This is a genomic window from Bacillus sp. URHA0034, from assembly GCF_056280405.1.
The window spans coordinates 176,545-191,856 of sequence record NZ_JBWCDK010000002.1 but is presented as its reverse complement, the minus strand read 5'-3'; the positions used below and the strand labels follow the sequence as shown (position 1 = coordinate 191,856).

At 39.3% G+C, this 15,312-nt stretch carries 14 protein-coding genes and 1 riboswitch; of the genes, 11 read left to right on the top strand and 3 right to left on the bottom strand.

Translation table 11 applies throughout. The features are described 5' to 3' along the window. The first annotated feature begins 117 nt into the window (after window positions 1–117). Window positions 118–1,500, top strand: a complete 1,383-nt coding sequence (gdhA, locus tag ACZ9EE_RS03135; RefSeq protein ID WP_476025231.1) for an NADP-specific glutamate dehydrogenase — start codon at window positions 118–120, stop codon at window positions 1,498–1,500. Window positions 1,501–1,728: 228 nt separating this feature from the next. Then, window positions 1,729–2,409 (top strand): LbetaH domain-containing protein, encoded by a 681-nt coding sequence (locus tag ACZ9EE_RS03130; RefSeq protein ID WP_476025230.1) that lies wholly within the window; start codon window positions 1,729–1,731, stop codon window positions 2,407–2,409. Between the two features lie 237 nt (window positions 2,410–2,646). Here ACZ9EE_RS03130 and ACZ9EE_RS03125 read toward each other — a convergent pair whose 3' ends face one another. Continuing rightward, a complete protein-coding gene (locus ACZ9EE_RS03125) occupies window positions 2,647–3,177 on the bottom strand; it encodes an ECF transporter S component (protein ID WP_476025229.1) in 531 nt (176 codons plus the stop codon). 231 nt (window positions 3,178–3,408) lie between these two features. Then, window positions 3,409–3,492, top strand: a riboswitch (cyclic di-GMP riboswitch). A 29-nt stretch (window positions 3,493–3,521) separates the two neighbouring features. Here ACZ9EE_RS03125 and ACZ9EE_RS03120 point away from each other — a divergent pair. The 5 genes from ACZ9EE_RS03120 to ACZ9EE_RS03100 all read left to right on the top strand — a co-directional run bounded on the left by ACZ9EE_RS03120 (window position 3,522) and on the right by ACZ9EE_RS03100 (window position 8,300). Then, window positions 3,522–3,731: a hypothetical protein gene (locus ACZ9EE_RS03120; protein ID WP_476025228.1), complete on the top strand. Its 210-nt coding sequence runs from the start codon at window positions 3,522–3,524 to the stop codon at window positions 3,729–3,731. A gap of 136 nt (window positions 3,732–3,867) precedes the next feature. Further along, a complete protein-coding gene (locus tag ACZ9EE_RS03115) occupies window positions 3,868–4,590 on the top strand; it encodes a CBS domain-containing protein (RefSeq protein ID WP_476025227.1) in 723 nt (240 codons plus the stop codon). A 165-nt stretch (window positions 4,591–4,755) separates the two neighbouring features. After that, window positions 4,756–6,393, top strand: coding sequence for an Ig domain protein group 2 domain protein (locus ACZ9EE_RS03110; RefSeq protein ID WP_476025226.1), 1,638 nt, complete (start codon window positions 4,756–4,758; stop codon window positions 6,391–6,393). A gap of 179 nt (window positions 6,394–6,572) precedes the next feature. Next, the gene (locus ACZ9EE_RS03105; RefSeq protein WP_476025225.1) at window positions 6,573–7,190 is read left to right on the top strand and encodes a thermonuclease family protein; all 618 of its coding nucleotides are present in this window, start codon (window positions 6,573–6,575) and stop codon (window positions 7,188–7,190) included. A gap of 540 nt (window positions 7,191–7,730) precedes the next feature. After that, window positions 7,731–8,300 (top strand): hypothetical protein, encoded by a 570-nt coding sequence (locus ACZ9EE_RS03100; protein ID WP_476025224.1) that lies wholly within the window; start codon window positions 7,731–7,733, stop codon window positions 8,298–8,300. A 92-nt stretch (window positions 8,301–8,392) separates the two neighbouring features. On the opposite strand, the gene ACZ9EE_RS03095 is transcribed toward ACZ9EE_RS03100, so the two are convergent. Beyond that, complete coding sequence (locus ACZ9EE_RS03095) at window positions 8,393–9,430, bottom strand: LLM class flavin-dependent oxidoreductase (RefSeq protein ID WP_476032837.1); 1,038 nt, start codon at window positions 9,428–9,430, stop codon at window positions 8,393–8,395. Window positions 9,431–9,667: 237 nt separating this feature from the next. Next, complete coding sequence (locus ACZ9EE_RS03090; protein WP_476025223.1) at window positions 9,668–10,294, bottom strand: metal-dependent hydrolase; 627 nt, start codon at window positions 10,292–10,294, stop codon at window positions 9,668–9,670. A gap of 738 nt (window positions 10,295–11,032) precedes the next feature. On the opposite strand from ACZ9EE_RS03090, the gene ACZ9EE_RS03085 reads away from it, so the two are divergent. From ACZ9EE_RS03085 to ACZ9EE_RS03070, 4 genes are all read left to right on the top strand, one after another. Beyond that, window positions 11,033–11,800, top strand: coding sequence for a YhfC family intramembrane metalloprotease (locus tag ACZ9EE_RS03085; RefSeq protein WP_476025222.1), 768 nt, complete (start codon window positions 11,033–11,035; stop codon window positions 11,798–11,800). 309 nt (window positions 11,801–12,109) lie between these two features. Then, window positions 12,110–13,921 (top strand): phospholipase C, encoded by a 1,812-nt coding sequence (locus ACZ9EE_RS03080; protein WP_476025221.1) that lies wholly within the window; start codon window positions 12,110–12,112, stop codon window positions 13,919–13,921. Window positions 13,922–14,034: 113 nt separating this feature from the next. After that, entirely contained in the window at window positions 14,035–14,397 is a 363-nt protein-coding gene (locus tag ACZ9EE_RS03075) for a hypothetical protein (RefSeq protein WP_476025220.1), read from the top strand. A gap of 50 nt (window positions 14,398–14,447) precedes the next feature. Then, a complete protein-coding gene (locus ACZ9EE_RS03070; RefSeq protein WP_476025219.1) occupies window positions 14,448–15,302 on the top strand; it encodes an HAD family hydrolase in 855 nt (284 codons plus the stop codon). Window positions 15,303–15,312: the final 10 nt, after the last annotated feature.

The window sequence follows — 15,312 nt, the reverse complement described above, 5'->3', positions numbered from 1 at the left end:
ATGCATTGATTTCATCGGAAATTCATATTGAACCTATCAATTATAAAATTATAAAATGAAAACACATTTAAGAAAAGGGAATTTTCTCAATTTTAACGACATTAGGGGTTGAACAGAATGAAAATGCTGGAAAGAGTGGAAGAGAATCAAACAGAAATCGTGAAAGAGTACGTAAATCGTTTATATAAAAGTGTCCAACAACGTAATCCAAATGAAAGGGAGTTCCAGCAGGCTGTTAAAGAAGTACTTGATTCTTTAGTACCTGTCCTTGTCAAAAAACCAATTTATATTAAACAAGCCGTTCTAGAAAGGCTAATGGAACCAGAGCGATTGATTTCCTTCCGGGTTCCTTGGGTGGATGATAAAGGGAAGGTAAACGTGAATCGAGGATATCGGGTTCAGTTTAGTAATGCAATTGGACCCTACAAGGGCGGGCTAAGATTTCACCCTTCAGTTAACGCGAGCATTATTAAATTTCTCGGTTTCGAACAAATTCTCAAAAACTCTTTAACAGGTCAGCCAATAGGCGGTGGAAAAGGCGGTTCGGACTTTGATCCAAAAGGGAAAACGGATTTAGAAATCATGCGTTTTTGTCAAAGCTTTATGACCGAACTTAGCAGACATATCGGAGCAGATATCGATGTTCCTGCAGGAGATATAGGAGTAGGGGCTAAAGAGATTGGTTATATGTTTGGCCAATATAAAAAATTGAAAGGTGCCTATGAAGCAGGGGTACTGACTGGAAAAGGCATTGGGTATGGAGGAAGCCTGGGCCGAAAAGAAGCAACAGGATATGGAACGGTTTACTTTGTAGAAGAAATGTTGAAAAGTAAAGGATTAGGCTTTAAAGGTAGCACCGTAGTGGTTTCTGGTTCAGGCAATGTTTCGATTTATGCCATGGAAAAAGCCAGACAGTTTGGGGCAAAAGTAGTCGCCTGCAGCGATTCCAGCGGCTATGTGTATGATCCTAACGGAATTAACCTAGAGACAGTGAAACGGTTAAAAGAAGTGGAGAATAAAAGAATTTCTGAATATGCCACCGACCATCCAGAGGCTGTCTACCATGATGGATGTTCAGGAATCTGGGCCATCCCTTGTGATATTGCATTACCATGTGCAACACAAAATGAGTTAAATAAGGAAGCAGCAGAAATGTTAGTTTCGAATGGAGTAAAGGCTGTCGGCGAAGGGGCAAATATGCCTTCAACACAAGAAGCGGTCGATACGTTTATCGGACATCATGTTTTATTTGCGCCTGGCAAAGCAGCAAATGCAGGCGGGGTAGCAGTCTCCGCCTTAGAAATGGCGCAAAATAGTGCAAGGCTAGCATGGACACTAGAAGAAGTGGATGCCAAATTACAAGTCATTATGAAAGATATCTATAATAAGAGTTTGAAAGCATCGGAAGAGTATGATGCACCAGGAAATCTTGTGGTTGGTGCCAATATAGCCGGCTTTGTAAAGGTAGCGGATGCCATGATTGAGCAAGGCGTTATCTAAGATCGAGATTTTGTTTTGAGTAGAAGTAAATACAAAACAACGGCGAAGGTCACTATGTGGTGGCCTTTTTGTTGTAGAACGAGGAAACTGCGCTTGCACCATCCCTATTTACAAAGACAGGTGAAGATTACTAAATAAAACTATTTCTTTCATACACTTGTCCATTCCAGACGCAGCCTTTTTGCATACGATTATTCTATATAAATAGATTGCAAAGAAGGTGTTTTCTTGAGCGAAAAAAAACAATCAAAGTCATCATCACATAGCCATTCAGACTGCTGTTTTGAACCATTTATCAGCGCCAATCCCATTACGTCCTTCAATCCCGTTCCACGCTTTCCTACTATTGATGAAACAGCCTTTATTAGTCAATTCTCCAGTGTAATAGGGGACGTTACGATTAAAAATAATGTATATGTAGCCCCAAATGTAAGTGTCCGTGCTGATGAAGGAACCCCGTTTTATATAGGGTCTAATACCAATCTTCAGGATGGAGTCATTTTACATGGTTTATTAAATCGAAGAATTTCGGTTGGACCGAAGGCCTTTTCGATCTTCATTGGAAATCAGGTGAGTATTGCCCATCGAGCTCTTGTTCATGGTCCTTGTTTTATTGGGGACAAGGTGTTTGTTGGTTTTAATTCCATTGTTTATAATGCAATTGTCGGGAAAGGCTCGTTCATTTCTTATAATGCGGTCGTAACAAATGGCGTTCGCATCCCACCGAACAGTTTCGTTCCACCGGGTGCTAATATTGACACCCAAGAAAAAGCGGATGCACTGTCGCCGGTACCAGAGGATAGCAGGGAATTTGCTAGGGAAGTCCAAAGAGTCAATCAGGAATTCCCGGCATCTTATCATGTTTTATTTGGAGAAAATCGTTGTTCTTGTGGACTTGCTTATCACTAACAGGAAAGAAGCTGCCAAGCAATGGCAGCTTTTATTTCGTTCGGGTAGAATGTTAAGGATGGTGGATCAAGGAAGAAGTGCTGAAATGTTACGTTACCTTCACGGTAACAGATTTGTCTTACATTAGAAAGCCACGAGTCAATAAAAAAGCAGAGCTAATTCATTTATGAATTACTCCGCTTTTTTTATTGCGACTATTGGTTTTATACCTGCGAGAACGGGTACTACAACAGAGAACTACATCGTTCCAGCTCGTTTTTGTAAGCGTCCTACAAGAGGGACGACAATGATACCGGCAATGACGACCTGCAAAAAGTTTCCAGGGATGGAGCCGAATGGCTGAACCCAGTTACCATAAAGGATCACTTCGGCAAAATAGTAGCCCACGATTTTGATAATCAGTGCAGCGACAACAGCTAGTGAATGGACCAGGATCCTTTTACCCGGTACCTTTTCAGAAATAAGACCGGCTACAAAGCCCATTGCACCTACAATGATAAAGGTAAACGGCGCCCATGCTCCCCAGCCAGAGATTAAATCGAATAAGCCCATTCCAAAAGCGCCTGCGATGGCTCCTGTTTTTTTACCAATAACCAAGGCTGCTATAAAAAGAGGTACGTTACCCAGATGGATGAGTCCTCCGTTACTCATAATGGGGAGCTTTACATTGATAAACATTGTAGCCACTAGGGTTAATGCGATGAAAAGTGCATTGATGACTAGAGCTCTTGTTTTCGTTGATGCTGTCGGTGAGTATGTTGTATTCATTTGATAACCCCTCTCTTTTTTTAAAATAATATCATAATTTACTATAATCGCAATACTATAAATTTGTACAGCTACATATACTAAAAAACAACCATGAAGATATTTCCTTTTTCAATCAATTCCAATTGATTTTCAAATTTTTCTGTTAATGTCGAAATTTGTGTGATTTTATTTTGAAACATTTGAAATATATGTAATATAATTAATTTACTTTAATTAGTTAAAACATTTGATAGATAAAGGCAAACCACTCGAAAGATTGGGACGCAAAGCTACAGGTCTAAGGTTTCAAACTATGATGGCTGAGCTGCCTAAAATAGAATATATTTTAGGAGGCTTATATTTTGATTGCTCTTACTTATGAAAAAGCACTAGATATAGAATTGGAGGAAGTTAGTGACGAAAATATCGTAGAGGCATATGTAGTAAGCATACTAAATAAGTGGGACCAAAACTTAAGATTGTTGGAACAGGAATTAATGAAAAGAAAGTTATTTTTAGTTGCTTTAGAACTCTATGATCGAAAAAAGCGTAAGACCCTATTAAATCTGTAGACAATAGAACAAGATAATTGACGATAAAAGCAGGAGTTCCTAGATCATTAGGACTCCTCCTTTTTTATTCTGGGTATATAGATAAAATAGTATCAAACATTCATATTTAATAAGACATAAAAGAGGGGTTTAGAGCATGACAACAATAACAGATAATGAATTATCTGAACGTTTTGAAGTGGCTTTTAATAAAATTCATACTTGGCTGCAAAAAAATATTAAAAATGCAAAAACTGACAAATACACGGAACTGCTAAGATTAGGTTTTCCGATGCATTCCATCATAAGAAAACATTATGATGATTTAAAAATATTCGGCAGACTTAGAAACTCGATTGTTCATGACAAAGTTGAACAAGGGTTTTATATTGCTGAACCACACCTGAGCGTAGTCGAGAAAATTGAAACGATAGCCTCCAAGATTAATGAACCAAGGCCTGCCCTTTCCATTGCTACTAAGCCAGTTTTTTATTATTTTGAAGATGCAAAATTAAAGGATATTCTTACCGTCATTAACCGTAAAATGTATTCTGTTTATCCAATCTATAATCAAAATGGCTTCAAATGGCTCTTAACGGCAGAAGGGATCATTCAATGGTTTTCTCAAAACTTGGTCGGTAATTCGGTATATTTGGATGAGGTAAGAGTACAAGACCTAAATACTTTCAGTCGATCCCTTTTGGTTGAGTTTGTTGGTAAAGAAACAGATATGTTTGTAGTGGAAGAAATATTTGAAGAGTATCATCATAAAAATAAAAAATTAGAGGCTGTCATCATTACTGAAACTGGGAAAAAGAGTGAAAAGCCCCAAGGGATCATTACATCCTGGGATTTAGTAGAAATTGCTGTACACGATTAAAGAAAACAATTTTTTTAGATAAACATCAATTCAATAAGGAATTGGCACCTTTAGGTGGCAAGACGATAAAAAGTTGGGAAAATTTTAAAAGTTTAATCATTCTTAACATTCGCCTAACATGAGTGTGGTATTTTATGAAGGACAAAATATTCGAGGAGTGAGAGAATGAAACGTCAAAGCTTTTCCATTATGGCACTGGTCCTTCTGATCTTGTCTTCATTTCTTTATCTTACACCGTCAGCTTCAGCTGAAAATGCACTCGATCCTGCCCCGCAACTACAGCCCATCGGAACAGCGAATGGCAAGAAAATTTTATTTGATAATACCCACGGACAAACTGCTGGTGCAGCAGACTGGGTGTTGGATGGTGGATTCTCAGATTTTGCTAATGCTTTAGCCAACAAGGGCTATTACGCAAAAGAGCTCCGAAAAACCACTCCGATTACCTATCAAGATTTACAAGGCTACAACGTGTTCGTGATCGGGGAAGCCAACATTCCCTACAAAACCTCTGAGCAAGCGGCGATGATCCAATATGTGCAAAATGGAGGAAGTATCTTTTTCATTGGAGATCATTATAATGCCGATCGCAACAAAAACCGCTGGGATGCATCGGAAGTGTTTAATGGCTATCGTCGCGGTGCCTATGCCAATCCGGCCAAAGGGATGACGACAGAAGAGGCTTCTTCTGCCGCGATGCAGGGTGTAACCGGTTCTGACTGGCTGTCAACCAACTTCGGACTCCGATTCCGCTATAATGCGATAGGGGATGTAACGGCCAATGATATCATCACACCAAGTCAAGCCTTCGGAATTACAACTGGCGTCTCTACGGTTGCCATGCATGCCGGCTCCACCTTAGCGATTACAGACCCTGCCAAGGCGAAAGGGATTGTCTATCTTCCAAAAACCACACTAGCTTGGGGCAATGCGGTCGATCAAGGCATCTATAATGGCGGCAGCAGAGCAGAGGGCCCATATGCGGCCGTTTCCAAACTAGGATTAGGAAAAGCCGCGTTTATCGGTGATTCTTCGGCGGTAGAAGATGCGACCCCAAAATATTTACGTGAAGAAACAGGCGCAAAAAAGACAACTTACGATGGTTTTAAGGAACAGAATGATCGTACGTTACTCGTGAACATTATTGATTGGTTAGCCAAACAGGAGAGTTATACCTCGTTAACCCAGGTTAGCGGGCTGCAGCTAGATCAGCCAACTACCTTGCTAGCGATGGAAAATCCACAAACCTCGACTGAGCCGGAAGCAGAACCGTGGGCTGCACCAGATCCAGGCTATAAGTGGTATGATTCATCCACGTTTAAATCAGGTTCCTATGGGTACGGTTCTAGCGGATCTGGTGGAACGACCACCACCCTGAATGAAAAGTTTGAATCCGGTTCTAAAACAGCGTATACTTCAGGAAATGTGACGCTTGCGAGCGGTTCTTGGTACTTTGATATTGCTCTTATCGGCAATCTATCTACCGATAAGAAAACCGGCTTGCAGTCGGCACGTGTACGAGCAACTGGAGCGCTTACGATGAATTTTAATGTCAGCGGGGCCAAGAGTATTCAGATTTCTCATGCCAACTTCGGAACCGACAGCGGAGCTAATTGGCAGCTGCAAATGTCGACGAATAGCGGTTCGACCTGGACGAATGTAGGTAGTACGAATACTAGTTCATCCACTTTATCTGTTAAAACTTTTACCCTAAGCCAAACGGCTCCGGTCCGCTTCCGAATTGTCGTTTCTGGGACATCAGGGAGTAGAATCAATTTTGATGATATTGTGATAAATAATTAAATATTACACGAGCTATCCCGATTTAGTGGGATAGTTTTTTTTGATGAATTTTTCAAACTAGATTAACCTTTTTGCCTCTTTTTCTATATTTAAAGGCTGAAAGGCGGAAGATCCTTGCGATGGGACGCTTGGCCAATCAAAAGAACGAAAACGAGATAATAATCACTGGAGGGATTCTTATGCGAAAAAGAGTAGCCGGATGCGCCTTGATCGCTGCCACTTCGATTCTAGCTTTTCAGCCACTCACTTCACAGAACAAAGAAAATATAGGAACTGAAAGGATCATTGAGGATGAGGCTCAAATAGGGGATTCGATAGTAGAAGAGGCTGGTAGTACCCCCGGCCAACAGATACGAGCAACATGGGCTGCGACGATTGATGGGGATACCCTTAAAGTAAAGATGAACGGCAAAATGGAAACGGTTCGATATTTATTGATTGATACACCCGAATCGAAAAAGCCAGGTATGTGTGTTCAGCCTTTTGCGATGGAAGCCGCTCATCGAAATGACGAGCTAGTGAGAGCAGGAAACATTACACTAGAAATGGAGAAAGGGAACGACCGGGATGCCTACGGACGACTGCTTGCCTATGTGTATGTTGATGGAGTATCGGTTCAAGAAACATTGCTTAAAGAAGGATTGGCTCGGGTGGCCTACATCATCCATCCACCTTATCGATACATAGATCGTTATCAGGAAGATGAAACTATTGCAAAAAATGAAAAACTAAACATCTGGGACAAAGCGAATTACGTTACCAAATGGGGGTTTAGTGGCTGCAGTTCGATCAAGTAGATAAGATTTAAGATTTTTTTGATGAAAAGTGAAATAGACGGTAAAGCACATCACTATACGAAAATAGTGATGTGCTTTTATGTAGAAAAAATCCTTTCAGTTGTATTGGCTCATTAGAATGAAAACCTTTGCGATATCTTGACGATTACAAAAACAGATAATTGTGCTTGTTGGGTTAGGAAATAAAGCCGAACGGTCACAAAAACAGATAATTGTGCCTGTAGGGTTAGGAAATGCAGCTGGTAGGTCACAAAAACAGATAATTGTACCCGTTGGGTTAGGAAATAAAGTCGAACGGTCATAAAAACTCAGCCGAATAGTCACCCGTCACGACAACTGCTTAATATACCTGGTCGTGTACCTATCGATTACGACAAATTAAAGATCTCTTCATAGGTCTTTTTGATTAAATTTCATGAAAGATGTGGATTTTTGTAAAATTCAGCAGGATTTTTGAAGTTAAAAACGGAATATTTAGAATATAAAATGAAAGCCATTTTATTCAATCATTCTATCAAGGTATGAAAGAAGGTAGACGATGTGATGGAAGATTTCTTTGCGGACTATAAAAAGTTTATTGTTGTACCAGAAGATGAAAAGCGAGTGGTGAATGAAGTATTTGATCCGAAAAATTTTGCTGCCTATTATATTCTTACCTTGTCCATTTTTGATTCACGTTTAGCGTCCTGGAAAGATGCAAATAAATTTGGAATAGATGTCGAAAAAAGCATCAAAACCATTCTAGGGGATTTCAATCAAAAACAACGTGAGAATTACCATCTGCAATTACTAGAATTAGATCCGTTAAAAAACTATTTTATTTTAGCTCTTTCGTCTAAAACGCAATTTAATCCAGGGGAAGAGAAGGACCGTATCGATTATATCATGGATAGATTTTTAACCAATCCTTTTTATGTTGGACAGGGCTGGTTTAACTTAATTGGAGAAAAAGGAAGAGTGGCCCGAAAACTCTTTTGCTGGTCTTTTAAGGAATATGTTTGGGAGGGGCAAAATCAAAGGGAAGAAAAGTTTGAAAATATCAGTGAACTAATCCCTAAAAATGGAGAGATTAAGCTGATTAAAAGCTCTCCGAAGAGAGACGTTCGTTAACTAACGCAATAACCTTTACTCAAAAAAACTTGGAGTCCATCCAAGTTTTTTTGCTTTGACGCTCTTAAAATATTATTTGGTTTTAGCACTATTCATTTCCTTGTTTCTTTTCGTATAACGGGTGCAACTTCTGTTGCCAATCGTTCAATGTTCTCGGCAACCTTTTTAAAGGGCATACCGCCTATATCAATTTGGGCTAACAATCGTTGGTGTCCAAACAATTCGTATTGGCGCATGATTTTTTCGATAATTTGCTGTGAACTTCCCACGAACAGGGCTTTTTCCTTGCTGCACATCTCCTCGAATTCAGCTCTTGACCAAGTCTTATTTACCCCATGCTGACGATTGATTTGGTTCCAATAATTGGAGTGATATGGGTGATATTCTTCGATTGCCTGCTGATTCGTTTTTGAAATATAGGCATGCCCGGTAACGGCAACCTTCATGTCTTCTAAAATATGGCCGGTTAGAGCAGCCGTTTCTCGGTATCGGTCAACAAACGGCTGAAAGAAACTGGGATCCCCGCCAAGAATCACTAAGGCTAATCCAGTCCCTAATCTGCCAGCTCTTTCGGCACTTTTCACTGTCCCGCCAACACCTACCCAGATAGGAATCGACTGTTGAACAGGTCGTGGAGAGATGGCTGCATCCTTTAAGGATGAACGATAACGACCATTCCAGGAAACCAATTCCTGCTCATTTAGCTTTAGAAAAAGTTCCAGGTGTTCTTCAAACAATTCATCGTAATGAGTTAGATCGAATCCAAAAAGGGGAAAGGAGTCTAAAAAAGCCCCACGTCCCGCAATAATTTCAGCCCGCCCATTGGATAAAAGATCCAGTGTGGCAAATTCCTCGAATAAACGAACAGGATCTACGGTATTTAGGACTGTCGTAGCACTTGTTAGTTTAATTCGCTTTGTAACTTGGGAAATGGCGGACAACACCACTGACGGGGAGGACACGGCATAATCTAAACGGTGATGCTCTCCTACGCCAAATACATCCAGCCCTGCTTCATCGGCCAATTTGGCAGCCTTGATGATTTCCTCAATTCGCTGCTTTGTGCTGATGGTTTTCCCTGTTAGCGGATCTGGGTATATATCCGCTAACGAATAAATACCAATTTCCATACCGATAGGACCAGCATCCTTCAAATTCCTCACCTCCAGAATGGTGTAAAATGGCTTTTACTTAATACTATTCAATCTTTAAAAAAAGGAATTTATTATTTATTTAATCCTAAATAACATCAGGAATTAAACGAGGATTTTGAGGAAAATAAGCTACAGGGCAGAATAAAAGGGTGGCCACACGAGTGGTCACCATCCTCCATTTTATGCTGATCTAAGTGAAATAGATTGTCAGAGTTAAATTTCCTTGTGTGACAGAGGTAAAAAGGGCTTTATCCCCCGTTTATTAAATGGCAGGATTTTTAAATCTGCTATCAGGTGACTGATGTAACCACCACAACAGGTATAGAAAACACCTTGGATCCCCAGTGAAGCCTCTAAGTTGGAAGCAATCATCCCAAAGAAAACAATACCCAAGATAGAATGGGTATAGCTGCGGTGCGAAGAAAAGGACGCAATGACAAGGTATATCCCTAGTAGAATTAACCATCGTTCGTCTATCGAGAATCCGCCCACAAGGACTGCTATTCCGGTTACCGTTAACATATGTTTCTGCTTAATGAAGGAGGCAACCACGATAATTAATAATCCGATTCCAACCCCCAGCCATCGCTCTAAGACGGCTTTCTCAACGAAACTATAAACGATCATCATCAATCCAATGATCAGGGCAGATAGCCGTATCACCTCATGTGGCAGTGTAATTTTTCCGCGCAGCTTTCCGTCAATATCTAAATCGGGCATTAATCCTGAGACGCCTCCTAGTCCGACAAATAAGAGTGTCTCAGTCGGAGAGGCATGAAATGTATGAGCCACAATAAATCCTGTTGCTGATCCAATGACTGCGTGTGATGTACCATTCAATTTAATTCCACCTTTAATCATATTAATCTCGTAAAACAAAAACAGACATTCACTATTGTACAACAAAACATCTGTTCTGTTTAGAAGTTAATTTGGTTTGATCGAGCCTCTAAGTCTTTTTTATTGAATGTACGTTCATAATCTCCTTTTTTTAGGCTCATTTGCGAAATTTTGTTGCTTATTCGGACGGCTTGGATGTTTCTATATGGTCTTCTTGTCTGCATCCGAAGCTCATTCCTTTATCGTGACCCAACAATCTTCCTATAGGAAATGATGATTAATCCGCAAATCAGTGCTAACGCGATAAAGGTAAAAAGAAAAAACAGTGGAGAACCTCCTACCCCAAACGCCACTTCATTTTGAAGTGTTTCTACTTGTCCCCATTTATTCGTAATATCAGGTTGATAATTCTTTGTTTTTATAACCGACGATCATTGGTCCAACTATATAGATTAAATGACCTACAAAGGAACCAACTAATGATTGAATAATAGTCTTCAATTCAACACCCCTTTACATCCTTAACTTCCATAATAAACCATCTAGGATATTTCAGTAAACTGTACTTTTAGAGAACAATATTCTAATCTCTGAAGGACGTAAACTAACATAAATACTGTTACTGAATATATATTTTTAATTGTAAGTTCAAAAAAAAGAATTGACAGTTAATGGTAAAAATTTTTATCATTATTAATAATGATAATAAAAAACAAAGCTTTTCTAGGGGGAGATAGCTTGGTTAGTACAGCAAAGATTATTTCAATGTTTGCTCCGATTGTGTTTTCGATTATATTATTTATTGGGTTAATTTTATATTTTCGTAAGAAGACAGGAGTTGCCGTAAAGCCAGTAATAGTAGGTGCGATTGGATTTGTGGTGTTTACACAAGTTTTGGAAAAAGCGCTCCATCTTGCGGTCATTACTGCCTTTCCACATTATGCGGACCACCCGTGGGCTTTTGGTTTATATGGGGGAATGGCAGCAGGCTTATTTGAAGAGCTTGGCCGCTTTCTTTTATTCATTTGGCTGTTAAAGAAATACCATGATTACAAACGCGGAATTTCTTTTGGAATAGGCTGGGGGGGAATTGAGGCAGTGGTGTTAATGTTAACGATGATCGTTCCGAACATTATGTTTGCCTTTATGATTAATTCAGGTACACTTGAAAAATCGTTAGGAGGACAAATCCCAACGGACCAGCTCGCAATTATAAAAGATTCCGTATTAAACAATGGTGTATCCTATTATTTATTAGCCTGTGTGGAACGGTTCTTCGCCGTATTCATGCAGCTCGCTTTTAGTTTATGGGTATTGATTGCAGTTGTAAAAAAGAAATTTGTTTACATAATATATGCTATTCTTATACATGCACTCATTGATTTTCCGCTGGTATTCATACAGACCGGCCATTATACAAATTTATGGGTAGTGGAATTCTATTTAGCCATCGTCGCGATGATATCGTTTTGGATGATTAAGAAGGCCAGAGTATTTTTACCCTAACGTTAAATTTGACAGAGTCAATAATTGAAGATAACGAACAATTATGCAATAGAAGAGTAGAAGCTTTTTAAACTATAGGGCATTCCTTCAGGAAGGGATGCCTTTTCTCTTTTGTAAAGTAAGGGAACGTTCTAATTAGGGCATTTTTCAGCATGGCCACGTTTCTCCTAGATAGTTAAGATTAATTCTCATCAGATTCTAATATTTTTTTACAGTCCCTTTACACTCTCGTTCCTATTCCTTTACATTCTTTTGGTTAAATCTTATTTGAAAGAAATAATATTAAGAGAGTAGTGGAGGAGATTCTAGGTGAGAAAAGGAATACGTACAGTCACATTATCATTAAGCGCATTAACGATTATGGCAGCACCTTTTGTTGGGAAGGTATACGCTGAAGTGCCAAAACAAACATCAGTAGAACAGCAAATGGCATCCGAATTAAAAACAGCATCGCCAATCAAACATACAGTGGTAATTTTTCAGGAAAACCGTACGTTTGATAACTATTTTGGTACATATCCATATGCTCCGGGGTTTAAATCACTTCCCGGAACACCTAATGACGTTAGAAACTTAAAATATGTAACAGGTAGTGTACCTAAAGATGTTAACGGAAATGTCTATAATCCTGATTCAAATGGAATTCCAGTATATCCTTGGCATGATGCGGGTAAAGGCGACATCCAAGAAACAGATGTAAATCATGGTTATACTGCTATGATCTCCATGGCCGATGGAGGAAAAATGGACAAGTTTTATCAAGTGAATCATGATAGTGGCAAGTCTACTGATACAAATGACAAGGGTTTACTATCTATGTCTCATTTTGATTACAATGAAATACCTGCTTATTGGCAGTACGCTCAGCATTTTGCGATGGCAGATAACTATTTTCAGCCTGTTTATGGACCGTCAACACCAGGTGCATTGTATTTAGTGGGAGCGCAATCCGGAAACGGAAATGAAACGACAAATACAAACACAAATCCTAAGGCTCAAATTACAGGTGACCCCTCTCCTAAAAATGGTCCATTTGGCGGGGATAGCACCAATGGACTTAAATATAATCTCACTTACAAAAATATTGGCGATGAGTTAAGCGCAGCAAAGCAATCCTGGGCTTGGTATGCTGGAGGATGGGATGCTGCAAAAGCAAATCCAGCTTCAGACGAAGCAAAGACGTACTCACCTCACCATAACCCGTTCCAGTATTTCCAAAACTATGAGGATGGGAAATATGATAATAATCTAAAAGATTACAATAACTTTTTGAAGGATATCGATAAGGGCAATCTTCCTGCGGTTAGTTTTATAAAAGCTGGTTATGGAGATGATGAACATCCTGGTACTGGAAACCAGAGTACTCCATCAGCAGAAGAATTCACAGTCAATACGATTAACAAGATTATGAACAGCCCATATTGGAAAGATACAGCCATTATTGTTACGTATGATGAAGGAGGCGGATTCTTTGACCATATTGCCCCTCCAACTGTAACGCCAAACGCCGATGGATTACAAGGAGATGGACCACGTATTCCGGCAATGGTCATCTCCCCATATGCAAAAGAGAACTATGTAAGCCACGTGCAATATGACCATTCTTCGCTTTTGAAATTCCTAGAATGGAACTATGGTTTATCCGCCTTAAACAGCAAGGATGCAAATGCCAATAATATGTTAGATATGTTTGATTTTGAACATCCTAATTTCTTGCCTTACATGTTTAACGACGGTGATTTAACTGTCAAGTCTTCCAATGGGCCAGTTGCTAACGTACAGCTAAATAATGCCTTATTAGGTGTAAGCCATGCTGGAGAAGCGCCATATGTAGACAACAAAGGTAATGTAATGGTCCCACTTGACGATTTTGCTCGCAGCATCAATGGCTTAGTGAAACAAACAAAGGATAACCGTCTAGCCCTATCAACAAATGATAAAGATATTGAATGGAAGGTACAAGGAAATACAGCATTTGTAGATAATAAACCAGTACATCTGATAACACCTGCAATCAAGAGTGAAACAGGGATCACCTATATTCCACTTCAGTCTGCAGTTGATATACTTGGTTGGTCAATGGAACAACAAGGTAACACGTTTGTTGTGAACAGTAAATAATATAAATCATATTTTGAGGGTGACTCCGAAGTCGAAATCGTTCGACTGAGTCACCCTTTCTATTTATAGAAAGATTTTCATGTAAGACAGTGAGTTGAATCGATAGCATTGCAATGAATGAACAAATAAAGATTCAGGAATGCAAATTTAAACAGAATATAAATGATAAAAATACTTGGAGGCGTCCCACAAGTTTTTTTGGGTATCTTAATCAAAAGGAACATTTGTTCTGTTATAATGGTAATGAGGTGATGGAGATGTCTTATCATATCATGCTAACAAGGAAAATTTCAGACATAAAAGGGCACACCCAAATTCAAGTCCAAGTAATGGATCCAGCTGCTCCACAAATTATTTACTTTACACTTGATGAACTTGAAAAAGATGAATTGCCGGAAAATCTAAAGGAGTACATAAGAGGAATACTACCCGAGATTGAGGAGGGAAGATGGTATTATAGTGGGGAAAATAAATAAAGTGTATACTAACTAAATGAATTCTTTTTGTAAGCAAGGGGGAAATTTAGGTGAAGGTAACACCAAAAGCGATATTTTTGGACATGGATGGAACGATATTAAACCATCAAAACAAGGTGAGTATACATACGAAAGAAATCATTGATGAACTTAGAAACCGTGGTATCAATGTTTTTATCGCTACAGGCAGAGCATTTGAAGAAATAGAAGGCATCGTTCCGCCTGGTTTTCAAGTAGATGGGATTGTAGCCTCGAATGGGATGGTTGGCTATGCAGGCCATGAAGTGATTTTTAAACATTCCCTTTCACGTAAGTTAGTGGAAATCGTTATTAAAATGGCAAGGGAAAACAAGGTATATTATGAACTGTTTCCATATGGCGCTCCCCGGATCACCTTAAAACAGGACAGGGACTACGTAGAAAATGAAATAAGAGATCCGCAGCCAGAGGGTGTAGGAATCAATGAGTGGCTTTCTCGTAAGGATGCGCTTAAAGAAAAAATTAACTGGGCGGATGAAATGATCGGGAATGAATTCTCCAAATTCTATTTCTTTGCCAGAACAAAGGAAAAAATCAATCACTGGAAAGAAGAACTGGAGCAATTAAAGAAAGAAATAGACTTTACCACTTCGATCTCAACGGAGTATAACGTCGAACTGATGGTGGCGAACGTCAACAAAGCAACCGGAATCCAACAAATGTTAAAGCACTTTAAGTTGTCCGAGACGGAAACAATGGCAATTGGGGATAGCGACAATGATTTACCGATGCTGCGGCTCGTGAATTATGCAGTAGCAATGAAAAATGCACCTGATAGCATAAAAGAAATAACGGATGATGTGACAGAGTTTACTTGTGATGAAGATGGAGTTTACCATTACCTAAAATCTAAGTTTATTTTATAATATTCGAAAA

Coding starts and splice junctions, on each gene's coding strand:
- ACZ9EE_RS03095 (WP_476032837.1), bottom strand. CDS start 9,430: ATGGAAATTGGTATTTATTCGTTAGCGGATATATACCCAGATCCGCTA.
- ACZ9EE_RS03075 (WP_476025220.1), top strand. CDS start 14,035: ATGAATGAACAAATAAAGATTCAGGAATGCAAATTTAAACAGAATATA.
- ACZ9EE_RS03125 (WP_476025229.1), bottom strand. CDS start 3,177: ATGAATACAACATACTCACCGACAGCATCAACGAAAACAAGAGCTCTA.
- ACZ9EE_RS03115 (WP_476025227.1), top strand. CDS start 3,868: ATGACAACAATAACAGATAATGAATTATCTGAACGTTTTGAAGTGGCT.
- ACZ9EE_RS03110 (WP_476025226.1), top strand. CDS start 4,756: ATGAAACGTCAAAGCTTTTCCATTATGGCACTGGTCCTTCTGATCTTG.
- ACZ9EE_RS03105 (WP_476025225.1), top strand. CDS start 6,573: ATGCGAAAAAGAGTAGCCGGATGCGCCTTGATCGCTGCCACTTCGATT.
- gdhA (WP_476025231.1), top strand. CDS start 118: ATGAAAATGCTGGAAAGAGTGGAAGAGAATCAAACAGAAATCGTGAAA.